Genomic DNA, 22,481 nt, shown 5'->3' with positions numbered 1-22,481 from the left:
GTCCTGCCGTCTTGGAAGCGGCAATGCGAAGCGAGTGTAGAGGAGGGGTTGGCATTCTGAATAATTCTTTGTTCAATGCACCCTATGCAGATTTGATATACATTGCCCGACGCGCCCGTCCCTTGCCGATGCCATGTCCCGTCCCCTGAATTTCCGCCAGATCGAGGCGTTCCGCGCGGTCATGCTGACCGGAACTACGACCGCGGCCGCTGCCATGCTGCATACGACCCAGCCGTCGGTGAGCCGATTGCTGGCCCAGATGCAGGCGGCGACTGAACTGAAGCTGTTCGATATCCAGAAGGGCCGGCTGCGGCCGACGCAGGAAGCGCGGCGCCTGTTCGACACGGTGCAGAACCACTTCCAGGGGCTGGCGCGGATCGAACAGGACGTGGCGGTGCTGCGCAAGTCCGGCACCGGCGTGCTGCGTATCGGTTGCACGCCTTCACTCGGGCTGGGGGTGATGCCCAAGGTGATCCGGCCGTTCACCGAGCGCCACCCGGACGTGCATATCAGCCTGCAAACGGTCGGCGGGCACCAGTTGCGCGAAGGGTTGCTGCATGGCCTCTACGACCTGGTGCTGACCACCAGCGAGATCGATCATCCGCACCTGGATGTCAACGTGGTGCATCAGTCGGGGGCGGTGTGCGTCATGCACCCGGAACACGCGCTGGCGGCGCGCGACACCCTTCGCGTGCGCGACTTGCGCGGGCAGTTCCTGATCCTGCTGAACGCAGACGATGCGTTGCACCTGGCGGTGCAGCGGCTCATGCAAAAAGCCGGCGCCGAGCCGTCGGCGACCATCGAGACCACTTACTCAGGCACGATCTGCACGATGGCGGCCGAAGGGGCGGGCATAGGGATCGTCAATCCCTATGTCGCGGCTGTATTCGGACACGGCTTGCGGGTGGTGCCGCTCGCACCGCGCTGCCCGGTGGAGGTGCGCATGGCGTTCTCCGGGCATTCCGCGCCATCGGAGATCGCGGAGGAATTCGCGGCGCTGCTGGCGGCGCATTTTCGCGTGCGCTCGCCGCTGGCGGAGAAGGCGGGGCGGGGGCGGGGCTGAAGGCCCCGGGCAGTCGCTCAGTCCAGCGACACGCCGAGCTTGCGGATCAGTTCGCCCCAGCGCGTACGCCCCGCGGCCAGCCATTGCGCTGCCGCCGCGCCGTTGCTCGTCTGCGGCCGCACGCCCTGTGCCAGCAGCTTCTTCTGGAAATCCGCGTCCGCGAAGACGGTCTTGAGCTGCTGCTCCCAGCGCGCACGGATGGCCGCGGGCGTGCCTGAGGGCAGGAACATGACGAAGGCGAACTCGGCATCGAAGTTGGCGATGCCGGTCTCTGCCACCGTCGGCACGTCCGGGAGCAAGGGGTCGCGCTTGAGGCCGGACACCGCAAGCGCGACCAGCTTGCCGCCCTTGATGTATTGCACGGCGGTCGGCGTGGCCAGGAATCCTGCCGGTACCTGACCCGCGAGCACGTCGCTCAGCGCTGGCGCATTGCCCTTGTATGGGACATGGGTGCCCCGGATCTGCGTGCGTGCCTTCAGCATCTCGAACACAATATGGCCCGGCGATGCTACGCCAGCAGATGCATAGGACAGGTCTTTGTCCTTGCCGGCAGCCAGGAACTGCTTCAGGTCGCGGATTTTCAGGCCGGGATGCGTGACCAGCACCTGATTGAAGGTGCCGGCCAGGCCAACCGGCTCCAGGTCGCGGACCGGGTCGAACGACATCTTGCGATAGGCGAACGGATTGACGGTGACAACGGTGTCAGTCGACATCAGCAACGTGTAGCCGTCCGGCGTCGCATGCGCGACGGCTTCGGCACCGATGTTGCCGCCGGCGCCGGAGCGGTTCTCCACCACGACCGGCTGCTTCAGGTCGCGCCCGGCACGCTCGGCAATGAGCCGTGCCACGGTGTCGAGCGGGCCACCTGCAGGAAAGTTGACGATCAGGCGGACCGGCTTGGCCGGGTAGGCATCCTGCGCGCAGGCGGGGACCGCGGCCGCCAGCATGGCTGCGGCGATCAGTATTCTGAAGGGACGGCGTGTCATGGTTGTCTCCGTGGATATTGTTGTCATGGGGTGCTGCCGCTGGTGGCGCGGGCGGACCCGATTCAGGCAAGCGCGGTCGGATTGGGGCTGGCGTCGCTGTGCGAGATCATCGTGACCAGCAGCTGGTGCAGCAGCGCCTGGCGCGTGCTTGCCAGCGCTGGCGCATCCCACAGGTTGTGCGATTCGGTTGGGTCGGTTTCAAGGTCGTAGAGTTCGCCCCACGGCGCGCCTTCGTACACACTGAGCCGATAGCGCGCGGTTTGCAGCGTCCGCATGCGCGTGCGCATGGGGAAGCCGAACATGGTGCGCTGGTTCTCTTCCTCGATCAGCAGGGCTTCCCGCGGCAATGCCTCGCCGGCGATGGCGGGCAGCAGCGACAGGCCTTGCATGCCGTTGTAGGGCGCGCAGCCCGCGCGCGCGAGGATCGACGGCGCGATATCGATGCTCGAGCACAGTGCCTGGCTGCGCGCGGCGCGGGCATCGGTGCCCGTGCGCGCTGCGGGTTCCGACCAGATCAGCGGCGTGCGGATCAGGCCCTGGTAGTGCAGCGGCCCTTTCCAGAGCAACTGGTGATCGCCGAAGAAGTCGCCATGGTCGCTGGTGAACAGGACCACAGTGTTGCGATCCAGGCCGAGCGCGGCCAGGTGCGCCATCACGCGGCCGATGGTGTCGTCGATATGCGCGATCGAGCCATAGTTCAGCGCCAGCGCTTCGCGGGCCTCGCGCGCCGTGCAGGCGAACATCGCCGGCGTATGCTTGACGGCGCGGCCGGCGTCGCGCTGCGCGTGCATCCAGCGCAGGTGCGGCGGCGCCAGCGCCGGATCGGCGTCGAACGAGGGCGGCAGGGTCATGTCCTCGGGCCGGTACATGTCCCAGAAGCGGCCGGGTGGCGTGAACGGGTGATGGGGATCCGGAAACGAACACTGGATCATGAAGGGGGCGTCTTCCTGCGCGTATTGCCCGAGCAGGTCAATGGTGCGATCGCCGATCCATGCCGTGGTCGACAGCGTTTCCGGTACGCGCGTGCGCCAGGCCTGCCGCGCTTCGGCCAACACATAGCCAGGCGTCGGGATGGCATGCTCCTGGCCGCAGGCACGCGCTACTTCGGGATGGCGCTGCTCCAGCCAGCGCCGGTAATGCCCGCCGGCCGTGTCGCCATGGTCGGTCACCAGCTGCACGTCGGCAAAGCCGTAATACGGCAGGGACATGGCGAAGTCAGGATCGTCGCGCCAGGCCGGTCCCCATTCCTGGTCGAAGCGCCCGCTTTCAGGCCGGCGCGCTTCGCCCTCCGTGCGCGGATCGCCGGGACGTGGCCAGACGGGCGCAAGGCCGGTCATGTTCTGCAGATGCGATTTGCCGACCAGCCCCGTGCGATAGCCGGCATCGCGCAACCGCTCGACAAACGTCGTCTGTGACAGCGGCAAGGGAATGCCATTGTGGCGCGCGCCGTGTACCGACGGCATGCGCCCGGTCATCAGCGATGCGCGGTTCGGCATGCAGATCGGCGAGGCCACATAGCAGCGCTCTGCCACCCAGCCGTGGCTGCCGAGCCGGTCGATATTGGGCGTCTGCACCACGGCGTTGCCATAGATGCCGAGATGGTCGGCGCGATGCTGGTCGGTGATGAACAGCAGGAAATTGGGGCGGGCGCTGGCGGGAATGCTGGACGGGGGCATGGCAATGGCGGCTTGCGGGGGATGGAAAAATTATTGCATCGTCCGCGATTCCATTGAAATGATTAATATGACCTCTGCTATAACCTGAAACTCATACCATGGACTGGACCCAACGGATGCGTATCCGCCAGCTGCATGTGCTGGTGGCGCTACATGAAACCCGCAATGTCAGCCGTACCGCTGCGCGCCTGAACATGACCCAGCCAGCCCTGTCGCGCTGGCTGGCCGAGCTGGAGAGTGAACTGGGGGTGGCGCTGTTCGAGCGGCATTCGCGCGGCCTGGTGCCGACCCGCTTCTGCGAAGCGCTGGTCGTACATGCCCGCACCATCCTCAATGAGATCGAACGCACCCAGGCCACCATTCGCGTGATGGCAGAAGGCGCGGCTGGGCAACTGGCGATCGGCGCGACGCCAACCGTATCGGTCGACCTGCTGCCGTCGGCGATCAGCCGGTTCCGCGAGCGCTTTCCCGATGCCCACCTGACGCTGGCAGAGGGCACCGTCGAAGACATGCTGCCGGCCCTGCGCGAAGGACGGCTGGACTTCGTCATGGGGCGTACCGAAGTGCAGGGCATCGACGGCGAGCTGCGCTGCGACCTGCTATATCCGGAGACCATCCGCGTGATCGCCGGCCCCACGCATCCGCTTGCGCGCAAGCGCAAGGTCGGGTGGGCGGATACGCGCGCCTATACCTGGGTGGGGCCGCCCGTGACCAGCCAGATCCGGCGCGAGCTGGACTACGAACTGGCACTGGCCGGCGAACCCGCCCCATGTGTGCGGATCGAGAGCGCGACGTTGCTTGCCAACGTGTCGCTGCTGCAGCAGGGAGAACTGCTGGCCGTGATGTCAGGCCGGATGGCAGCGTTCTTCAGTCGCCTGGGGCAGGTGGCGATATTGCGGCTGCCATACCGGCGCGAGGGCATGGTCGGCGTGCTCCGGCGCCGGGACACCGAGCAGACGCCGCTGCGGCAGGCGTTCATGGACGCGCTGGCTGCCAGCGCGCACGGATAGTCAGATAGTCAGCAAGGACGCAATCCGGCTACTGCGCCGGTTGCCTCGCATCTGGCTCAGGCCCACTCCCCTCCAGCGCCGCCCCACGCGCCTCCATCGTCCTGCGCGCAATATTGAGCTGGTGGATCTGCGTCGTGCCTTCATACAGCCGGAACAACCGCACATCGCGATAGAAGCGCTCGGCCACGGTGCGTGCCATATACCCGCTGCCGCCGAACACCTGCACCGCGCGGTCGGCCACGCGGCCGGACATTTCGGAGGCGAACAGCTTGCACATCGACGCCTCCATGGTCACGTCCTCGCCGGCGTCGCGCTTGCGCGCGGTGTCGAGCACCAGTGCGCGGGCGGCGTGCAGTTCCGTATTGCTGTCGGCGATCATCTGCTGCACCAGCTGGTAGTCCGCGATCGGCTTGCCAAACTGCCGGCGCTGCGCCGCGTAGCGGACCATCTCGTCGACCAGCCGGATGGCGGGCCCCACGCACAGGCCGGCCAGGTTGATGCGCTGCTTGTTGAGCGCCTTCATCGCCGTCTTGAAGCCGACATTGGGTTTGCCGCCGACGATGGCGCTGGCCGGCACGCGGCAGTCCTTCAGGTAGACATCGCCCACCGGCGAGCCGTGCTGTCCCATCTTGCGTTCCGGTTCGCTGGTGCTGAGGCCCGGGGTGCCGCGCTCGATCAGGAAGGCGCTGATGCCATGGGCTCCCGGTGTATCGGGATTGGTGCGGGCGAACACGGTGAACAGGTCGGCGATCGGCGCATTGGTGATAAAGCACTTGCTGCCGTTCAGCACGTAGTGATCGCCGTCTTGCCTTGCGGTGGTTTGCAGCGATGTCGCATCGGAGCCGGCTTCCGGTTCGGTCAGCGCAAAGCAGCCGGTCACCTTGCCGGAGGCCAGTTGCGGCAGGTAGCGCTGCCGCTGCGCTTCGGTGCCGTCGGCCACCAGCGATTCGGAGGCGATCCCGGTATTACCGCCGAAGCGGGCACGGAACACGGTGGCGGCCTGCGAGACCTCGATGTTCACCAACGCCAGCTCCTCGGTGGTCAGCCCTGCGCCACCGTACGCTTCGGGGATGCTGTGTCCGAACAGGCCGAGGCGGCGCATCTGTTCGACCACGGGCTCGGGGATGACATCGGTGCGGTCGATCTCCGCCTCTAGCGGGATGCAGGTTTCGAGCACGAAGCGGCGGATATCGGCAAGCAGCGCTTGCTGGCGGGCGGAGTCGCGGATCATGGAATGTTTCCGGTAGGTTGGATGAGCGTGTGCGGCTACTGTGCCGTGATGCCGGCGGTCTTCAGCACGCCGGTCCATTTCTTGGTTTCCGTGTCCAGGAAGCGGTCGAATGCGGCGGTGGATTGCGGTGCCAGGTCCATGCCGAGTTCGGCCAGGCGGCGTGCCGTGGCGGGGTCCGCGGTGGCCTGCGCGGCGGCCTCGGCCAGCTTGCGCACCACCGCGTCCGGCGTGCCCTGCGGCGCGACCAGGCCGAACCACCCGCCCACTTCATAGCCGGGCAGGCGCGCGGCCTCGGCCACGGTGGGCACGTCGGGCATCACGGCTGAGCGTTTTGCCGAAGTCACCGCCAGCGCGCGCAGCTTGCCGCTTTGCACCTGCTGGCGGGCAATGGCCGAGGTCAGCGCCATCATCGAGACGCGCGCGCCCAGCAGGTCGCTCATGGCCTCGGGCTGGCCCTTGTAGGGCACGTGGGTGAGCTTCACTTGCGTCATCTGCGCCAGCAGTTCGGCCGACAGATGGTTCGAGGTGCCGACGCCCGCGCTGGCGTAGGTCAGCGTGCCGGGCTTGCTGCGCGCGGCGTCGAGCAGTTCAGGCAGTGTGCGCAGCGGCGACGAAGCCGGCACCACGATCACGTTGGGTACGGCACCAATGCCCGCCACCGCGCGGAAGTCCTTGCCGCTCTTGCCCTGGATCGACAGGTTCAGCAGCGGCCCGACCACATAGCTGGGGCTGACCGCCAGCAGCGTATAGCCGTCGGCGGGTGACCGGGCGACGAAGTCCGCGCCGATGGCGCCGCCGGCGCCGGTCTTGTTCTCGACGATGACGGGCTGCTTCAGTACCTTGGCCATGTTCTCCGCGGTGATGCGGGTGACGGAGTCGACCACGCCGCCCGCCGAGAACGGCACGATGATCCGTATCGGGTGGTCCGGGAAGCGCGCCGCATTGTCAGGGGCGGCCAGCACTGGCAGCGGCATCAGCGCGGCGCAGGCCAGCATGCCGGCAGCGAGCCGGCGCAACGGTTGGATGGCATCCATCTTGTCTCCTTGGGTTGCCTGCGCCGGGGGATTTCCCGCGGCGCGGTTTCATGCGGGCCTCTGGCGGGCCGCTTGTCATGCCGGCGACATCGCCGGCAGAGTGCATTGCTGCGTCCTGCCGGCTAGCGCGCGCAGCTCAGTTCGATCTGCCGCACCGCCTCGCGCAGCCTTGGCGCCACCTCGCGCTCCAGCATGTTGTCGCGGTTGCGCGATGCGGCGATGGTGCAGTTCAGCGCAAACGGGTCTTCGTGCAGCGACTGGCGCACGGGTGCCGCGATCGCGTGGATCTCTGGCCGCCACTCGCCGCGGCTCAGGCAGTAGCCGTGGGCGCGGAAATGCTTCTGGTCGTCCGCCCACATCTGGCGCTCAACGTTGAAGCGCTCCGGATCGTCCACGCGCAGCCGGTTCAGCAGCGCCGTGCGCTCGTCTGCGCTGCAGGCCAGCAAGATCGCGCGGCCGATCGCGCTGGCCAGCAGCGGCCGGGTGCTGCCGATGTCCGGCTGGTAGAGGTTGCCGGGATCCAGCCGGCAACTGTCCACGTACACCACCGACAGCCGCTCGCGCATGCCCAGGTTCACCGTGCAGCCGGTTTCCCGCGCAATGGCCTCCATATAAGGCCGCGCCACCTGGCGGATCGCCAGCCCGGCCAGCATCGGGTAGGCCAGCGCCAGCACGCCGGCGCCCAGCCGGTACTTCTGGTTGCCGGGCACGCGGCTCAGGAAGCCGAGCAGCCCCAGCGTGTAGGTCAGCCGCGACACCGTCGCCTTGGGCAGCCCCGTGCGCGCCACGATGTCCTGGTTGCCCAGCACCGGGCTGGACGGCGTGAAGGCACGCAGCACCTCCAGCCCGCGCGCCAGGTTGGTGGCGAACTGGCGGTCGGTGGCCAGTGCATCCTCGCTGGCCAGGCCGGGCAGGGGCAGGTGTTCCGGGTTGCGGTCCATGCTGTGCGGTGGTTGCTTGGGTTCCATGCTGGGATTCGGAGATGGGGGCGTCAATGTTGTAGCACGACAGTTCCGCACAGCGAAACCGTGCTTGCATCCGGGCCAGCCGCCTGCCACCTTGCAGCAGACGCCAATGCCGCCGGAGGCCCGCCATGCAAGACCAGGACACACACGCTGTATCGCCAGACGCACACTGCACGGGCCCGCTGGCCGGACTGCGCATCCTGGACATGGCCACCGTGGTGGCCGGCCCGTTTTCCGCCACGCTGTGTGCCGACATGGGCGCCGATGTGGTCAAGCTGGAGCTGCCCGACGGCAGCGATCCGCTGCGCGGGCTTGAACCGGTTACCGAGGACCACGCCCTGTACTGGAAGGTGACCAACCGCGGCAAGCGCGGCATCTCGCTCGACGTGCGCACGCCGCGCGGCCGCGAGATCTTCCTGCGCTTGCTGCCCCAGTTCGATGTGCTGGTCGAGAACTTCCGCACCGGCACGCTCACGCGCTGGGGGCTGGATCTCGACACCCTCCATGCGGCCAACCCGAAGCTGATCGTGCTGCGGCTGACCGGCTTCGGCCAGACCGGGCCCGATGCGGCGCGGCCCGGCTTTGCCCGCATCTTTGAAGCCAGGAGCGGCTTCACCAACCTGGCGGGCACCGCGCAGAGCGGACCGATGCATATGAACTACCCGGTGGGGGACATGATCGCCGGGCTGTTCGGCGCGTTTGCGATTGCCACTGCGGTGGCAGAGCAGCGCGCCAGGCCCGGCCAGCGCGGCCGCGAGATCGACCTGGCCGCCACCGAGGCGTTGTTCCGCCTGCTGGATCCGCTGGCCATCGAATATGAACAGTTGGGGCATGTGCGCCAGCGCGCCGGCAACCGCACCACCTACGCGGCGCCGTCCAACATGTACCGCACCGCGGACGAGATCTGGGTCACGGTAGTGGCCTCCTCCGACGCCACCTTCCGCCGGCTGGCCGAGGCCATGGGCGCACCGCAACTGGCGCAGGCGCCGGAATACGCCACCAACGCCGGGCGCGTGCGCAATATCGAAGCGCTGGACGGCAGCATTGCCGAATGGTTTGCCGCGCAGCCCTATGCCGCCGTGGCGGCCCGGCTGGAGCAGTGCCAGGTGCCATTCAGCAAGGTATTCAGCATCGCCGATATCGTCGACGACCCGCAGATGGCGGCGCGCCAGGCCATCGTGCGGCTGCCCGATCCGGACCTGGGCTCGGTGCCGGCGCCATGCGTGGTGCCGCGCTTCTCGGGCTATGCGCCGCCGTCACCGCGTACCGGGCCGGATGTGGGCGAACACAATGCCGAGGTCTATGGGCGGCTTGGTATCGGGGATGAGGAGCTGGTCCGGCTGCGGGCGGAGGGCGTGGTCTGACACACCGGGCGCGAAGGCTCACTCCCCAGTCATCAGCGCCGAGAAGTCCCCCACGATCTGCCGCAACAGCCGTGCCGCCGGCGGCGACAACACCCGGCCCTGGCGCGACACGGTCTGGATTTCCCCCTGGTAAAGCAGGGGGTTTTTCATTGGCAGCGACACCACGGGCGCCTCGTTAAGCTGGTTCCACAAGGCCAGGCGCGTACACAGGACGTAGCCAAGCCCCGCCGCCGCGAAGTGCCCCAGCGCATTGAATGACGAGGTGGTCAGCAGCGACTGCAGGCGCACGCCCTCGCTGATCTCTGCGGCCTCGATGTGCTGGCGCACGCCGAAGGTCCGGTGCAGGGTGGCGCCAGGGTAGGGCAGCAGGTCCTGCAGGTCCAGCGGCCGGCCCAGCTGCGCCAGCGGGTGCGAGGCCAGCACCTGGGTCTGGATCGGCATCGGATGGGCGTGGTGGCAGCGCAGCCGCGCGTCCTTGGGGGGCTGGAACACCAGCCCGATATGGGCGCTGCCATCGACAATGCGCTGCACGATCTCGTCGGTGCTGCCCACCGACAGGTCCACCGTGATGCCCGGGTGGGCCAGCATGAAGGTGCGCAGGCTATGGCGCATCAGCCATTCGACGAAACCTTCGCCCGCCACGATGTCGATATGGCCGCGCGCCACCTTCTGGATGCTGTCGAGTTCGGCCAGCAACTGCTGCTTCTGGTTGTTCTGGTTGCGGACATAGGCGGCCAGCAGATCGCCCGCCTCGGTGGCAACCACGCCGCGGCCGTGCCGCTCCAGCAGGCGCGTGCCGCAGTCTTTCTCCAGCACGGCGATGGCCCGGCTGACGGCTGAGGGGTCCATGTCGAGGACTTCGGCGGCGCCGCGTACCGAGCCGCTGTCGAGCACCTGCATGAAGTAACGCACGCGCCGCGTGTCCAGTTTGTCGTCCATCGAAAGCACGTGTCACTCCGGTTGAGCGTTGCATTGAATGCAACAAGTTTCCCATATCACGATCATTGATGAAACGCTCAGGCGCCGGAATACTAGCCCGATCCTTCGGTAAGCGGTCAAGATCGAACCGGAATGCCGAAGAGAGCACGTTTGTGCGACATAAGCAGCCTTCCCGCGGAGACACCCGATGACCAACCCCATTGCCCAGCCGGCGCTTGCGTCCGCTTCCCCGATTGCCGCCGTCACCGGCAGTGGCAAGGTACGACTGGCCGTTGTCACGCTGGTCGTGGTGGCGATTGCCGAAACCATTGGCGCGGTGCAGTTCAAGCTGGGGCCCGGCAAGGTCGTGCTGATGCCGATGCTGTGGGCGCTGCTGATGGCCGCGGCGTGGGGCATCGCGGCCCGGAACGTGCCGCGCGCGGTGCGCATCGACGCGCCGCTGCAATCGCTTGCCACCGGGCTGCTCAATGCCGGGCTGCTGCTGTTCGTGGTGAAGCTCGGCCTGACCGTGGGCGGCGCGCTGCCGCAGCTCAAGGGCGCAGGCTGGGCGCTGTTGTTCCAGGAGTTCGGGCACGCGCTCGGGACACTGGCGCTGGGCCTGCCGCTGGCCTTGCTGCTAGGCATCAAGCGCGAGGCCGTCGGCGCGACCTTCTCGGTCGGGCGCGAGGGCAATATCGTCATCATCGGCGAGAAATACGGCATGGCGTCGCCGGAAGGCCGCGGCGTGCTGGCCGAGTACATCACCGGCACCGTGCTGGGCGCGCTCTTCATCGCGGTGCTGTCGGGGTTTGTCAGCAGCCTGGGCATCTTCGATCCGCGTTCGCTGGCCATGGGTGCCGGCGTGGGCTCGGGCAGCCTGATGGCGGCAGCCGTCGGCGCTATCGTCGCGCAGCACCCCGGACAGGCTTCCGAGATCATGGCGATTGCCGCGGCGTCGAACCTGCTGACCTCGGTGGCCGGCTTCTATTTCACGCTGTTCCTGTCGCTGCCGCTATGTTCGTGGCTGTACGGCAAGCTGGAGCCGGTACTGGGCCGCTTCTCGCGCCGTGACGCCATGCGCGAGGTGCGGGGCGTCAAGCTCGATGGCGCGCTGGCGCATGGCACCTCGGCGCGGGATGCCGCGCTGGGCTGGTTCCTGGTTGGTGCCGGCGTGCTGATCGGCAACAAGCTGTCATACAACGTGCCGCTGCCGGTATCGCTCAAGGGCATCCTGGTAGCCATTGCCATTGTGGCGGCCTGCGACCTGCTCAAGCGCGTGTTCCCGCGCGTGCCGCTGCTGCTGACGATGTCGGTGGCGGTCACGCTGATCGGCGTGCCGGGGATGTTCCCGTTCTCCGATGCCGTCATCGCCATGACGGAAAAACTCAACTTCATGACCTTCACCACGCCGGTGCTGGCGCTGGCGGGCTTCTCGGTGGCCAAGGACCTGCCGGTGTTCCGGCTGCTCGGCTGGCGCATCGTGGTGGTGTCGCTGACGGCCACGGCCGGCACCTTCCTCGGCGCCACGCTGATTGCCGAGTTCTTCCACTGAATCCCACCCGTAGCAGAGATTACCCATGTACCGCGACCCCGATATTGCCGACGACATCCGCCAGGACATGCTGGCCTGGCGCCGCGACATCCACGCTGTTCCGGAAACCGCATTCGAAGAACACCGCACCGCTGGCATCGTGGCGCAGGCGCTGGGTTTGATGGACATCGAAGTGCAGCGGGGACTGGCGACGACGGGCGTGGTCGGCACGCTGCGCAACGGCGACGGCCCCAGCATCGCGCTGCGCGCGGACCTGGATGCGCTGAACATGCAGGAGCTGGGCAAGGCCGCCCACGCGTCCACCTGCGCGGGCAAGATGCACGCCTGTGGCCACGACGGCCATACCGCCATGCTGCTGGGTGCGGCCGCGCACCTGTCGCGCAACCGCGATGCCTTCCGCGGCACGGTGCATTTCGTGTTCCAGCCCGCCGAAGAGAATGAAGGCGGCGGCCGCGTGATGGTGGAAGAGGGCCTGTTCGACCAGTTCCCGGCCGATGCCGTCTATGGCATGCACAACTTCCCCCAGTTGCCACGCGGCAAGTTCGCCATCCGCGCCGGCACCATGACCGCGTTCCTGGACAACTTCGAGATCGTCATCACCGGCAAGGGCGCGCATGGCGCCCAGCCGCACCACGGCATCGATTCCGTGGTCGTGTCCGCGCACCTGATCACCGCGCTGCAGACCATTGCCAGCCGCCGCACCGATCCCACCGATTCGGTCGTGGTCAGCATCACGCAGATCCACGGCGGCGATACCTGGAACGTGCTGCCTGAGTCGGTGGTGCTGCGCGGCACCATCCGCACGCTGAACCCCGCCGTGCGGGATCGCACGCAGACGGCGATGCGGCAGATCTGCGAGGGCGTGGGCACGACCCACGAGGCGCGGATCGCGATTGACTACCGCCCCGGCTACCCCGGCGTGGTCAACACCCCCGCCGAGACCGACGCCGCCATTGCCGCCGCCGCGCAACTGGTGGGCGCCGACAACGTGAAGACCGATATCAAGCCGGCAATGGGATCGGAGGACTTCGCCTTCATGCTGGAAAAGCGCCCCGGCGCTTATATCGGCATCGGCGCCGGCGAGAGCGCGGAAGACCCGCCCCTGCACAATCCCTACTATGACTTCAACGACAGGATCCTGCCGCTGGGCGCGGCGTATTGGGTGGCGCTGGTCGCGCAGCAATTGCCGGCCAGATGATCCGCGCCCGTCAGGACCTGCGGGCTGCTTGCGCGAACACGTTCAGGAAGCCCAGCGCGGGCTGCGCGCCGGTGTGCGCTTCGATGGCGGCAGCCAGCACCGGCGCCGGCAGCCAGGGATAGGGCAGCGCCGCCTGCAGGGCCGCCAGCGTGACCGCGCCGGGATCGGCGATCGTGTCCATCCGTTCGATATGGATATGCAGGCTGGCGATACGGTACGTGCCGTCATCGCCGGCGGCAAAGCCCCAGCGGTAATGGCCCTTGCCGACGCGCAAGGCGCTGGCCGCGGTTTCCCGCATCACCACCAGCCAGGGGATCGTCATGGCGTTGCCGTCCAGCGCGGCCGCAACGTCGCCGATGTAGTAGGTCCGGCAGCGGTCGAACGTCTTCGCAAACTCGCTGACCAGCGTCGAGGCAATGGCATCCGCGCCTTCGGCCTTGGGCGGAAAGCTGATGGAGTCGGTATCGATCGAGAAGGTCAGCGACGCATCCGGAGCAAAGGCTTCGTGGATCAGCGCCGGGCGGTTGTTGTCCTTGGCCTCGACGTATTGGGCCAGCCGGGCTTTGGCGGTGGCGAGCGGGATTGTGTTCATGCTGGACTCGGGGGTATGGGTTGAAAGGCGGGGCGGCCAGGGTGTTGCGGCGAGTTTGTTAGAATTTGGCACAAAGCTTGTATCAAAAGCTAAGTGGACATACCGCCGATGGCAACGACTCCTGCAAATAAGAACCTGACCGTAACGCATCCGGCGTGCCTGGTCGACGGCTCGGACCGTGAATTCCGGCACCTGGTGAATGGCCTGCTGCCGTTTGCCGCGCGCCTGCTGTCCGTGCGCGACGGCTTTGGCAGCCTGATCGGCCTGACGGGGGTCCAGTACTCGCTGATCCGCTCGATCCTGCACCTGTCGCAGCAAGGCGAGGTGACGGTCAACCAGCTCGCCGACCATCTGCACCTGAGCGGCCCGTTCATCACCATCGAGACCGGCAAGCTCAAGAAGCTGGGGCTGATCGACAAGAAGGCCCATCCCGAAGACAAGCGCAAGATGCGTCTGACCATCACCGCCGCCGGGACGCGTCTGCTCAATGAACTGCTGCCGGTGCAGCAGCAGATCAACGACGTATTGTTCGACGGCGTTTCCCGCACCGAATTCAAGGTGCTGTGTTCGGTGGTCGACCGGCTGGTCGCCAACGGCGATCGCGCCGCGCTGGATCTCGAACACCTGCAGGCGCGCCGGCAGAAAGGCTAGTGCGCGGCCCACTGCACCGTGCCGACATCGATGCCCTCCTGGTGCATCTCCCATAGCGGGCTCAGTTCACGCAGGCGGGTAACGGTCTCGCTGACCTGCCGGATGACCTCGTCCACCTCTGCCTCGGTGGTGTAGCGCCCAAGCGTAAAGCGGATCGAGCTATGTGCCAGCTCGTCGCTGCGGCCCAGCGCCCGCAGCACGAACGAGGGCTCCAGTGAAGCCGAGGTGCAGGCCGAGCCCGACGACACCGCCACGTCCTTGATGCCCATGATCAGCGATTCGCCTTCGACATAGTTGAAGCTGATGTTCAGGTTGTGCGGGATACGGTGCGCCAGGCTGCCGTTGACGTAGACCTCGTCCAGCCGCGACAGCCCCGCCAGCAACCGGTCGCGCAACGCGCCCACGCGGCGCGCTTCCTCCGCAAGTTCCAGCTTTGCCAGCCTGAAGGCTTCGCCCATGCCCACGATCTGGTGCGTTGGCAGGGTGCCTGAGCGCATGCCGCGCTCATGCCCGCCGCCGTGGATCTGCGCCTCGATGCGGATGCGCGGCTTGCGCCGCACGTAGAGCGCGCCGATGCCTTTCGGGCCATAGACCTTGTGCGCCGTCACGGTGAGCAGGTCGATCTTCAGGGTATCCAGGTCGATGGCGATCTTGCCGGCGGCCTGCACCGCATCGCAATGGAACACCACCCCCGTCGCGCGGCATAGCTCGCCGATCTGCGCAACTGGCTGGATCACGCCGATCTCATTGTTGACCATCATCACCGAAACCAGGATGGTGTCCGGCCGCATGGCCGCGCGCAGCGCGTCAAGGTCGACCAGGCCGTCGGTGCCGACGTCGAGATAGGTCACCTCAAAGCCCTGCCGCTCCAGTTCGCGGCAGGTATCGAGCACCGCCTTGTGCTCGGTCTTGACCGTGATGATGTGGTTGCCCTTGCCGCGATAGAAATGCGCCGCGCCCTTGATCGCCAGGTTGTTGCCCTCGGTCGCGCCGGAGGTCCAGATGATCTCGCGCGGGTCCGCATTCAGCAGCGCCGCCACATGCGCGCGCGCGGCCTCGACTGCCTCTTCCGCCTGCCAGCCGTAGTAATGGCTGCGCGATGCGGGGTTGCCGAACTGCTGATGCAGGTAGGGAACCATCTTCTCGACGACCCGGGTGTCGACCGGTGTCGTCGCGCTGTAGTCCATGTAGATCGGAAGGGTCTTCGGCTCGGATTGCATGGCGCTCATTCCTGGAGGCGGATGTGGGGACGACCGTGGGCAAAGCGTACCCGCTGGTCAAGGAAAGTGGGGCCGAGTCTAGCACCGGGTAGCGGCCGTTCGCGGCAGCGCCATGCTGCCGGTAGGGTTGCTTGACGCGCGGACAGTTGCAATTCAGGCCGCGTGGCGCCACCTGTCCGCTAGCCGGAAAAACTTGTCCAGCAACGGTTTCCGGATTTCATTGAGTCGCCTCGGGAGCTGTCCGGCTCCGCACTCTAGGGTTTCCACCAACTTGAATGCCGTTGTTTTATAGCATTCAATAAAACCTAAGTTACAAAGGTAAATAAACAAAATAACAGGTTTGGTGACAACACTTGCGTAGGAGTCGTGATGGCTGAGTCATCTGTCGGTCAGGGCGTCAATGTGGACGCCGAAGCGCAGCGCCGCTTCAGAAATGCGTTGGCGATGTTTGCAACAGGCGTCGCCGTGATTACCGCGCCGCGCGAAGAAGGGCTGCCGGTCGGCATCACGGTGGCGTCGTTCAACTCGGTATCGCTGGACCCGCCGCTGGTGCTGTTCTCGGTGGACCGCCGCTGCCTGAGCCTGGGCGACCTGCGCAGCGCGCGGCGCTATGCCGTCAACGTGCTGGCCGAGGCGCAGCAGGATATCTCGAACCGCTTCGCCAGGGCCAATTCCGGCAAGTGGGAAGGCATCGGTTTCAGCAAGCGCAACGAGGACAGCCACGTGCTGCTGCCGGACGCGCTGGCTACCTTCGAGTGCGAGCCCTATGCCATGCACGACGGCGGCGACCACGTGATCTTTATCGGGCGGGTGCTTCGCCATCAGGCCCGCCAGGACGGCCGGCCACTCATCTTCTTTGGCGGCAAGTACCGGGCACTGGAAGACAGCCCGGCCGCCGCCTGAATCCACAAGAACAGACAGTCAGCACAGGAGAACGACATGATCAAGACCGGTAACCAGCACATCGCCATGCTGCGCGATGGCCGCGAGGTGTACCTGGACGGCAAGCGGGTGACGGACGTCACCAGCCATCCGGCCTTCCGCAATTCGATCCGCAGCTACGCCAACCTCTACGACTTCCAGGCGCAGCCGGGCAATATCGACAAGATGACCTTCCAGCCGGCGGGCACCGACCGGCGCGTCAGCCGGATCTGGGAGCTGCCGGCCAGCTACAACGAACTGGTCGAACGCCGCCAGATGCTGGAAGCCTGGACCGAACTGCACTACGGCTTCATGGGCCGCTCGCCCGACCACGTGGCTTCCTGCATCTCGGGCATGTACATGGGCATCGATGTCTTCGAGCAGGCCGATCCGGCACGTGCCGGCGCGCTGCGCGACTACTACCGCTATGCCCGCGACAACGACCTGTTCCTCACCTATGTGATCGTCAACCCGCAGGCCAACCAGTCCAAGTCCGCGCACGAGCAGGAAGACAAGTACCTGGCGGTGGGCATCGTCGACCAGGACGCGGAGGGCATCACCGTGCGCGGCGCCAAGATGCTGGCGACCAGCGGCATCATGGCCAACGAGGTCTTCTGCAGCTGCATCCAGCCGCTGCGCGAGGGCGACGAGATGTATGCGCTGTCCTTCGCGGTGCCGATGAACACCAAGGGCCTGAAGGTGATGTCGCGCAAGTCGTATGAAGCCAATGCCACCTCGGTGTTCGACAACCCGCTGGCCAGCCGCTTTGACGAGAACGACGCGGTGCTCTATTTCGACGACGTCAAGGTGCCGTGGGAGCGCATCTTCGTCGCGGGCGACGTGGGCTTGTGCGCCAGGCAATTCCACGCCACGCCGGCGCACGTCTACCAGAACTACCAGTGCCAGGTGCGGCTGATGGTGAAGCTGCGTTTCCTGGTGGGCCTGGCGCACCGCATCACCGAGATCAACGGCACCAACAGCTTCCCGCAGGTCAGGGAAATGCTGGGCCAGCTCGCCGCCGAAGCAGGCATGGTCGAGGCCTGGGTCTACGGCATGGAGGCCAAGGGCCAGGTCGGCAAGCATGGCTACTTCGTGCCGGACCGCAGCATGCTGTACGGCTCGCAGGTGGTGACCCAGCAGCTCTACGGCAAGGTGCTGGCCACGCTGCGCGAGCTGGCCGGCGGCGGCATGATCATGCTGCCGTCGAGCATCGAGGATTTCGCCAATCCGTCGCTCGCCGGGATCATCGCCAAGACGCAGAAGTCGCCGGTGTGCAGCCCGGAAGAGCGCGTCAAGTTCTTCAAGCTCGCCTGGGACGCGGTCGGCTCCGAGTTTGCGTCGCGCCACAACCAGTACGAGATGTTCTATGCCGGCGCCACCTTTGTCACCAAGGGGCATGCCTATCGCACCTACGACTGGCAGAACGCATCCGGCCTGGTCGACAACATGCTCGGCAGCTATTCCCTTGAAAGCGAACTGGCCAAGCTGCCGCAGGCCGCCTGACTTTCCGCACCTTTCCCAATTCCCGCATCGAACACTGAGATCGACATGGCAATCACCAAACTTCACGACGAGTTCCACACCCTGGACCTGGAGTCCGGCTGGGAGGTCCCCCACGGCTATCCGTCGGGTATCCAGCAGAAGATCCTGTCCGGCTCGCTGGACGAGAACGGCCGCAGCGGCAGCCGTACGCGCCTGCTGCGTTTCCAGCCCGGCGTGTTCACCACCTCGCCCTTCGTGCATGAGTACTGGGAAGAGGTCTACCTGCTCAGCGGCGACCTGACCGTCGGCAACGACGCCAATGGCAAGGGCGGCGAGGCCTTCGTCCCCAACACCTACGCCTGCCGCCCGCCCGGCGCCTTCCATGGCCCGTTCAAGTCAGACGGCGGCTGCATGCTGCTGGAGATCCACTACTACGACCCGGCCTGATCATGGAAGCGACTATCGCAACCGCGCAGCGCCAGCTTGCCGCGGGCAGCGCCAACGCGCTGTCCCTGCTGGCGTCATGCGTCGAACGTATCTGCAATCCAGGCGGCGAGGGCGCGCGCGTATTCCCGCATGGCGTGAGCATGGCGGCGCGCAAGCAGGCCCAGGCCAGCGACATGCTGCGCGAGCAGGGCGTGGCCGGCCCGCTGGCGGGCGTGCCGGTGTCCGTGAAGGACCTGTTCGACGTGCAGGGCGACGTGACTCGCGCCGGCGCACGTGTGCTGCCGGAGCGTGCGGCCAGTGCCGACGCGCCGGTCATTGCGCGCTTGCGTGCGGCGGGGGCGGTGTTTGTCGGGCGTACCAATATGACCGAGTTCGCCTACTCGGGCGTCGGCATCAATCCGCACTACGGCACGCCACGCAATCCCTACGACCGGCAGGCGGGCCGCATTCCCGGTGGCTCGTCGTCGGGGGCTGCGGTGTCGGTGACCGACGGCATGGCCCTGGCCGCGATCGGCTCCGACACCGGCGGTTCGTGCCGGATCCCGGCCGCGTTGTGCGGCATCGCCGGCTTCAAGCCCACGGCGCGGCGCGTGCCGCTGCAGGGCACGGTGCCGTTGTCGCCCAGCTATGACTCGGTGGGCTGCCTGGCCAACACTGTGGCGTGCTGCGCCGCAGTTGATGCCGTGATGGCGGGCGAGGTGCCGCCCGCGGGGCCGGCGCCGCTGGCAGGGCTGCGCCTGGCGGTGCCCACCGGCCTGGTGCTGGAAGGCATGTCGGACGAGGTGGCCGAGGTCTTCAGCCGCACGCTGCGCCGGCTGTCCGCGGCGGGCGCGCTGCTGCAGGACGTGAGCTTCGACAGCTGGGACCAGCTGGCCGGCATCGGCGCGAACGGCGGCCTGGTCGCAGCGGAAGCCAGTGCCTGGCATGGCAGCCTGCTGGCTGAGCAGGCCGATCGATATGACCCGCGCGTGCTGTCGCGCATCCGGCTGGCTGACGGGCAGCGTGCCGCCGACTACCTGCGCATGCTGCAGCGCCGGGGCGAGCTGTGCCGGCAGGCCGATGCCGAGCTGGCGGGATTCGATGCCGTGGTCCTGCCCACCGTGCCGGTCGTGGCGCCGCGCATCGCGGACCTGGACGACGACGAAGCCTTCTTCAGCACCAACCGGCTGCTGCTGCGCAACCCGGCCATCGCCAACATGCTCGACCTGTGCGCGCTGTCGGTCCCGTGCCATCGCCCGGGCGACGCACCGGTGGGGCTGATGCTGTTCGGGCGCCACCTGTCCGACCGCAGGCTGCTGGCCATCGGTATGGGCATCGAGGGGGCATTGCGGCACGAGCGGGGTTGAGCCCCCGCAACAGTACAGAAGTACCCATAACTACAGTGGAGACAACAATGCCTGATATCCGTACCGGCGCCGCCGTACTGGCCTGCGCCACCCTGTTCGCGGCGACTGCTTCCGCAGCCGACCCGGCCCCCATCAGCGACGGCGTGGTCAAGATCGGTGTGCTGACCGACATGTCGTCGATCTTTTCCGATATCGGCGGCAAGGGCTCGGTGGTGGCCGCGCAGATGGCCGTGGACGATTTCGGCGGCAAGGTGCTGGGCGCCCCCATCCAGGTGGTCAGCGCCGACCACCAGAACAAGACCGACGTCGCCGCCACGCTGGCGCGCGGCTGGTTCGACAACCAGAAGGTCGACGTGATCCAGGACGCCCTGCCGTCCTCGGTCGCGCTGGCGGTATCCAACCTGGGCAAGCTCAAGCACAAGATCGTCATCGCCAGCGGTGCCGGCACCACGCGCCTGAGCAATGAAGACTGCTCGCCCTACACCATCCAGTATTCGTACGACACCTACGCCTTTGCCGCCAACACGGTCAAGGCGCTGGCCCGGCGCGGCGACCACAGCTGGTACTTCCTGACGGTCGACTACGCCCTGGGCGCGTCGCTGGAGAAGGACGGCACCGAGGCGCTGTCCAGTGTCGGCGGTACCCTGAAGGGCAAGGCCAGGCATCCGATCAACTCCGCCGACCTGTCGTCCTACCTGCTGCAGGGACAGTCCTCGGGTGCGAAGGTGATCGGTTTGGCCAACGCTGGCTCCGACACGGTCAATGCGATCAAGACCGCCGCGGATTTCGGCATCAACACCGCGGGCAAGCAGAAGCTGGCCGGGCTTCACATGTTTATCAGCGATATCCACAGCCTGGGGCTGCAAGCCGCGCAGGGCATGACGCTGACCACATCGTTCTACTGGGATCGCGACGACGCCACGCGCGCCTGGTCGCAACGCTTCTTCGACAAGACCGGGCGCATGCCGACCCTGGTGCATGCCGGCGTGTATTCGTCGACCACGCATTACCTGAAGGCGATCCAGGCCGCGCGAACCGACGACAGCGATGCCGTGCTGGCCCGCATGCGCGAGACCCCGGTCAATGACTTCTTTGCGAAGAACGGCACGATCCGCGCCGACGGCCTGATGGTGCACGACATGTACCTGGTCGAAGTGAAGCGGCCGCAGGAGTCCAAGCGCCCTTGGGACTACTACAAGATCAAGAGCGTGATTCCCGCGAGCGAAGCGTTCCGCCCGCTCAGCGCAAGCACTTGCCCGCTGGTCAGGAAGTAAGCCCACATCCCTCATCGAGGCCGGCATTCCAGCCGGCACTCCACCCCATTGCAGAGAGCAACCGATCATGCAGACCCTTACCTTTGAACTCGACAGCTGCCAGGGCAAGTCGCAGCGCACCGTCACCATCCATCAGCTCATCGTGGCGGGATGGACCGGGCGCGACGTCGAAGCCATGGAAGCCCATATCCGCGAACTGGAGGAGTTGGGCGTGAAGCGCCCGCCCTATACGCCGGTGTTCTATCGCGTCGCTGCGCAACGCCTGGGGCCGGCCCCGGAGATCCAGGTCAGTGGCGAGGCCAGCAGCGGGGAAGCCGAGTTCCTGCTGGTACGGGACGGCGATGAAATCCTGGTGGGCATTGCCTCGGACCATACCGACCGCGAAGCCGAGACCTACGGCATCACCGTGTCCAAGCAGATGTGCGAGAAGCCCTGCGCCCCGGCCTTGTGGCGCCTTGCCGAGGTGGAAGGCCACTGGGACCGGCTGATGCTGCGCTCCTACGCCACCATCGACGGCGAGCGCGTGCTGTACCAGGAAGGTCCGGTGACCGCCATGCGCTCTCCTGCGGACCTGCTGCAGCGCTTCAGCGGCCATGGCGGCGACTTTGGCGAAGGCTCGGCCATGCTGTGCGGCACGCTGCCCGCGATCGGCGGCATCCGCCCGGCCGAGCGCTTCGAGATCGAGCTGGAAGACCCGGTGCTGGGGCGCACGCTGCGCCACGCCTACGCGGTCGCGGCGCTGCCCGTGGCGGGCTAAGCATGCCGCGCGATTCCAACCGAAACGGCAGCGCCACGGAGTCAAGGCCATGCACCACGACCTGATACTAGAGACCCGCAACCTCGGCAAGGCCTTCCGCGGCTTTACCGCGGTGAGCGATGTCAACCTGCAAGTCCGCCGCGGGTCGATCCATGCATTGATCGGCCCCAACGGCGCAGGCAAGACGACTTGCTTCAACCTGCTCACCAAGTTCCTGGAGCCGACCACCGGCACCATTCTTTTCAACGGCATCGACATCACCCGCGAAAAACCCGCGCAAATCGCGCGGCGGGGCATGATCCGCTCGTTCCAGATCTCGGCGGTGTTCCCGCACCTGACGGTGATGGAGAACGTGCGCATCGGGCTGCAGCGGCAGCTGGGCACGGCGTACCAGTTCTGGCGCAGCGAGCGCTCGCTCGATGTGCTCAACGACCGCGCCATGGAGCTGCTAGAGCAGGTCGGCCTGACCGAGTTCGCGCAGACGCTGACGGTGAACCTGCCGTACGGCCGCAAGCGCGCGCTGGAGATCGCCACCACGCTGGCGATGGAGCCCGAGCTGATGCTGCTCGACGAGCCCACGCAGGGCATGGGCCACGAAGACGTGGACCGCGTCACGCAGCTGATCAGGAAGGTCTCGGCGGGCCGCACCATCCTGATGGTGGAACACAACATGAGCGTGGTCTCGTCGATCGCTGACAAGATCACCGTGCTGCAGCGTGGCGCGATCCTGGCCGAAGGCCCGTATGCGGAAGTGTCCAGGGACCCGCGCGTGATGGAGGCCTACATGGGCACCG

The 22,481-nt window shown here is 66.7% G+C and carries 21 protein-coding genes; 13 read left to right on the top strand and 8 right to left on the bottom strand.

Annotated features, from left to right (window positions below):
* Positions 1–133: 133 nt before the first annotated feature.
* Positions 134–1,063, top strand: a complete 930-nt coding sequence (locus tag C265_RS29055; RefSeq protein ID WP_010812526.1) for a LysR substrate-binding domain-containing protein — start codon at positions 134–136, stop codon at positions 1,061–1,063.
* A gap of 17 nt (positions 1,064–1,080) precedes the next feature.
* On the opposite strand, the gene C265_RS29050 is transcribed toward C265_RS29055, so the two are convergent.
* The gene (locus tag C265_RS29050; RefSeq protein WP_052181699.1) at positions 1,081–2,049 is read right to left on the bottom strand and encodes a tripartite tricarboxylate transporter substrate binding protein; all 969 of its coding nucleotides are present in this window, start codon (positions 2,047–2,049) and stop codon (positions 1,081–1,083) included.
* Between the two features lie 62 nt (positions 2,050–2,111).
* Positions 2,112–3,725 carry a sulfatase gene (locus C265_RS29045; RefSeq protein WP_010812524.1) on the bottom strand — a complete coding sequence of 538 codons (1,614 nt, stop codon included), beginning with the start codon at positions 3,723–3,725 and terminating at the stop codon, positions 2,112–2,114.
* Between the two features lie 98 nt (positions 3,726–3,823).
* Here C265_RS29045 and C265_RS29040 point away from each other — a divergent pair, with 98 nt between their 5' ends.
* The gene (locus tag C265_RS29040; RefSeq protein WP_081225793.1) at positions 3,824–4,735 is read left to right on the top strand and encodes a LysR family transcriptional regulator; all 912 of its coding nucleotides are present in this window, start codon (positions 3,824–3,826) and stop codon (positions 4,733–4,735) included.
* 28 nt (positions 4,736–4,763) lie between these two features.
* Here the strand turns inward: C265_RS29040 and C265_RS29035 are convergent, their stop codons facing one another.
* From C265_RS29035 to C265_RS29025, 3 genes are all read right to left on the bottom strand, one after another.
* Entirely contained in the window at positions 4,764–5,966 is a 1,203-nt protein-coding gene (locus C265_RS29035; RefSeq protein ID WP_010812522.1) for an acyl-CoA dehydrogenase family protein, read from the bottom strand.
* Positions 5,967–6,001: 35 nt separating this feature from the next.
* Complete coding sequence (locus C265_RS29030; protein WP_010812521.1) at positions 6,002–7,000, bottom strand: tripartite tricarboxylate transporter substrate binding protein; 999 nt, start codon at positions 6,998–7,000, stop codon at positions 6,002–6,004.
* A 122-nt stretch (positions 7,001–7,122) separates the two neighbouring features.
* Entirely contained in the window at positions 7,123–7,968 is an 846-nt protein-coding gene (locus tag C265_RS29025; protein WP_371258387.1) for an IclR family transcriptional regulator, read from the bottom strand.
* A 125-nt stretch (positions 7,969–8,093) separates the two neighbouring features.
* On the opposite strand from C265_RS29025, the gene C265_RS29020 reads away from it, so the two are divergent.
* Positions 8,094–9,329 carry a CaiB/BaiF CoA-transferase family protein gene (locus C265_RS29020; RefSeq protein WP_010812519.1) on the top strand — a complete coding sequence of 412 codons (1,236 nt, stop codon included), beginning with the start codon at positions 8,094–8,096 and terminating at the stop codon, positions 9,327–9,329.
* Positions 9,330–9,347: 18 nt separating this feature from the next.
* Here the strand turns inward: C265_RS29020 and C265_RS29015 are convergent, their stop codons facing one another.
* Positions 9,348–10,268, bottom strand: a complete 921-nt coding sequence (locus tag C265_RS29015; RefSeq protein ID WP_010812518.1) for a LysR family transcriptional regulator — start codon at positions 10,266–10,268, stop codon at positions 9,348–9,350.
* A 187-nt stretch (positions 10,269–10,455) separates the two neighbouring features.
* On the opposite strand from C265_RS29015, the gene C265_RS29010 reads away from it, so the two are divergent.
* Together C265_RS29010 and C265_RS29005 are read left to right on the top strand one after the other, a co-directional pair.
* Positions 10,456–11,799, top strand: coding sequence for a DUF3100 domain-containing protein (locus C265_RS29010; RefSeq protein ID WP_010812517.1), 1,344 nt, complete (start codon positions 10,456–10,458; stop codon positions 11,797–11,799).
* A gap of 25 nt (positions 11,800–11,824) precedes the next feature.
* The gene (locus C265_RS29005) at positions 11,825–12,997 is read left to right on the top strand and encodes a M20 aminoacylase family protein (protein ID WP_010812516.1); all 1,173 of its coding nucleotides are present in this window, start codon (positions 11,825–11,827) and stop codon (positions 12,995–12,997) included.
* A 10-nt stretch (positions 12,998–13,007) separates the two neighbouring features.
* Here C265_RS29005 and C265_RS29000 read toward each other — a convergent pair whose 3' ends face one another.
* Positions 13,008–13,589 carry a nuclear transport factor 2 family protein gene (locus C265_RS29000; protein ID WP_010812515.1) on the bottom strand — a complete coding sequence of 194 codons (582 nt, stop codon included), beginning with the start codon at positions 13,587–13,589 and terminating at the stop codon, positions 13,008–13,010.
* Between the two features lie 108 nt (positions 13,590–13,697).
* Here C265_RS29000 and C265_RS28995 point away from each other — a divergent pair, with 108 nt between their 5' ends.
* Positions 13,698–14,240 (top strand): MarR family winged helix-turn-helix transcriptional regulator, encoded by a 543-nt coding sequence (locus tag C265_RS28995; RefSeq protein WP_010812514.1) that lies wholly within the window; start codon positions 13,698–13,700, stop codon positions 14,238–14,240.
* On the opposite strand, the gene C265_RS28990 is transcribed toward C265_RS28995, so the two are convergent.
* Positions 14,237–15,460 (bottom strand): IscS subfamily cysteine desulfurase, encoded by a 1,224-nt coding sequence (locus C265_RS28990; RefSeq protein WP_010812513.1) that lies wholly within the window; start codon positions 15,458–15,460, stop codon positions 14,237–14,239. The two genes, C265_RS28995 and C265_RS28990, sit on opposite strands and share 4 nt — an antisense overlap.
* 369 nt (positions 15,461–15,829) lie before the next feature.
* Here C265_RS28990 and C265_RS28985 point away from each other — a divergent pair, with 369 nt between their 5' ends.
* From C265_RS28985 to C265_RS28955, 7 genes are all read left to right on the top strand, one after another.
* A complete protein-coding gene (locus tag C265_RS28985) occupies positions 15,830–16,363 on the top strand; it encodes a flavin reductase family protein (protein ID WP_010812512.1) in 534 nt (177 codons plus the stop codon).
* Positions 16,364–16,399: 36 nt separating this feature from the next.
* Positions 16,400–17,884, top strand: coding sequence for a 4-hydroxyphenylacetate 3-hydroxylase family protein (locus C265_RS28980; RefSeq protein ID WP_010812511.1), 1,485 nt, complete (start codon positions 16,400–16,402; stop codon positions 17,882–17,884).
* A 45-nt stretch (positions 17,885–17,929) separates the two neighbouring features.
* Positions 17,930–18,310, top strand: coding sequence for a cupin domain-containing protein (locus tag C265_RS28975; protein ID WP_010812510.1), 381 nt, complete (start codon positions 17,930–17,932; stop codon positions 18,308–18,310).
* A 2-nt stretch (positions 18,311–18,312) separates the two neighbouring features.
* Complete coding sequence (locus C265_RS28970) at positions 18,313–19,656, top strand: amidase (RefSeq protein ID WP_010812509.1); 1,344 nt, start codon at positions 18,313–18,315, stop codon at positions 19,654–19,656.
* Between the two features lie 47 nt (positions 19,657–19,703).
* Positions 19,704–20,930, top strand: a complete 1,227-nt coding sequence (locus tag C265_RS28965; protein ID WP_010812508.1) for an ABC transporter substrate-binding protein — start codon at positions 19,704–19,706, stop codon at positions 20,928–20,930.
* A 67-nt stretch (positions 20,931–20,997) separates the two neighbouring features.
* On the top strand, positions 20,998–21,687 hold the full coding sequence (locus C265_RS28960; protein WP_010812507.1) for a DUF2848 domain-containing protein: 690 nt from the start codon (positions 20,998–21,000) through the stop codon (positions 21,685–21,687).
* A gap of 49 nt (positions 21,688–21,736) precedes the next feature.
* Positions 21,737–22,481 (top strand): ABC transporter ATP-binding protein (locus C265_RS28955; protein ID WP_010812506.1); only part of this gene is annotated, 745 nt, incomplete at its 3' end.

Origin of the sequence: Cupriavidus sp. GA3-3, from assembly GCF_000389805.1 — a bacterium.
Classification (GTDB): domain Bacteria; phylum Pseudomonadota; class Gammaproteobacteria; order Burkholderiales; family Burkholderiaceae; genus Cupriavidus; species Cupriavidus necator_D.
Note: the sequence above shows the minus strand (reverse complement) of the source record. Positions and strands in the feature narration are given on the sequence as shown.

What these genes read in the sequence shown, in the direction of transcription:
- C265_RS29055 (WP_010812526.1), top strand. Translation starts at nt 134, where the DNA reads ATGTCCCGTCCCCTGAATTTCCGCCAGATCGAGGCGTTCCGCGCGGTC.
- C265_RS29050 (WP_052181699.1), bottom strand. Translation starts at nt 2,049, where the DNA reads ATGACACGCCGTCCCTTCAGAATACTGATCGCCGCAGCCATGCTGGCG.
- C265_RS29045 (WP_010812524.1), bottom strand. Translation starts at nt 3,725, where the DNA reads ATGCCCCCGTCCAGCATTCCCGCCAGCGCCCGCCCCAATTTCCTGCTG.
- C265_RS29040 (WP_081225793.1), top strand. Translation starts at nt 3,824, where the DNA reads ATGGACTGGACCCAACGGATGCGTATCCGCCAGCTGCATGTGCTGGTG.
- C265_RS29035 (WP_010812522.1), bottom strand. Translation starts at nt 5,966, where the DNA reads ATGATCCGCGACTCCGCCCGCCAGCAAGCGCTGCTTGCCGATATCCGC.
- C265_RS29030 (WP_010812521.1), bottom strand. Translation starts at nt 7,000, where the DNA reads ATGGATGCCATCCAACCGTTGCGCCGGCTCGCTGCCGGCATGCTGGCC.
- C265_RS29025 (WP_371258387.1), bottom strand. Translation starts at nt 7,968, where the DNA reads ATGGAACCCAAGCAACCACCGCACAGCATGGACCGCAACCCGGAACAC.
- C265_RS29020 (WP_010812519.1), top strand. Translation starts at nt 8,094, where the DNA reads ATGCAAGACCAGGACACACACGCTGTATCGCCAGACGCACACTGCACG.
- C265_RS29015 (WP_010812518.1), bottom strand. Translation starts at nt 10,268, where the DNA reads ATGGACGACAAACTGGACACGCGGCGCGTGCGTTACTTCATGCAGGTG.
- C265_RS29010 (WP_010812517.1), top strand. Translation starts at nt 10,456, where the DNA reads ATGACCAACCCCATTGCCCAGCCGGCGCTTGCGTCCGCTTCCCCGATT.
- C265_RS29005 (WP_010812516.1), top strand. Translation starts at nt 11,825, where the DNA reads ATGTACCGCGACCCCGATATTGCCGACGACATCCGCCAGGACATGCTG.
- C265_RS29000 (WP_010812515.1), bottom strand. Translation starts at nt 13,589, where the DNA reads ATGAACACAATCCCGCTCGCCACCGCCAAAGCCCGGCTGGCCCAATAC.
- C265_RS28995 (WP_010812514.1), top strand. Translation starts at nt 13,698, where the DNA reads ATGGCAACGACTCCTGCAAATAAGAACCTGACCGTAACGCATCCGGCG.
- C265_RS28990 (WP_010812513.1), bottom strand. Translation starts at nt 15,460, where the DNA reads ATGCAATCCGAGCCGAAGACCCTTCCGATCTACATGGACTACAGCGCG.
- C265_RS28985 (WP_010812512.1), top strand. Translation starts at nt 15,830, where the DNA reads ATGGCTGAGTCATCTGTCGGTCAGGGCGTCAATGTGGACGCCGAAGCG.
- C265_RS28980 (WP_010812511.1), top strand. Translation starts at nt 16,400, where the DNA reads ATGATCAAGACCGGTAACCAGCACATCGCCATGCTGCGCGATGGCCGC.
- C265_RS28975 (WP_010812510.1), top strand. Translation starts at nt 17,930, where the DNA reads ATGGCAATCACCAAACTTCACGACGAGTTCCACACCCTGGACCTGGAG.
- C265_RS28970 (WP_010812509.1), top strand. Translation starts at nt 18,313, where the DNA reads ATGGAAGCGACTATCGCAACCGCGCAGCGCCAGCTTGCCGCGGGCAGC.
- C265_RS28965 (WP_010812508.1), top strand. Translation starts at nt 19,704, where the DNA reads ATGCCTGATATCCGTACCGGCGCCGCCGTACTGGCCTGCGCCACCCTG.
- C265_RS28960 (WP_010812507.1), top strand. Translation starts at nt 20,998, where the DNA reads ATGCAGACCCTTACCTTTGAACTCGACAGCTGCCAGGGCAAGTCGCAG.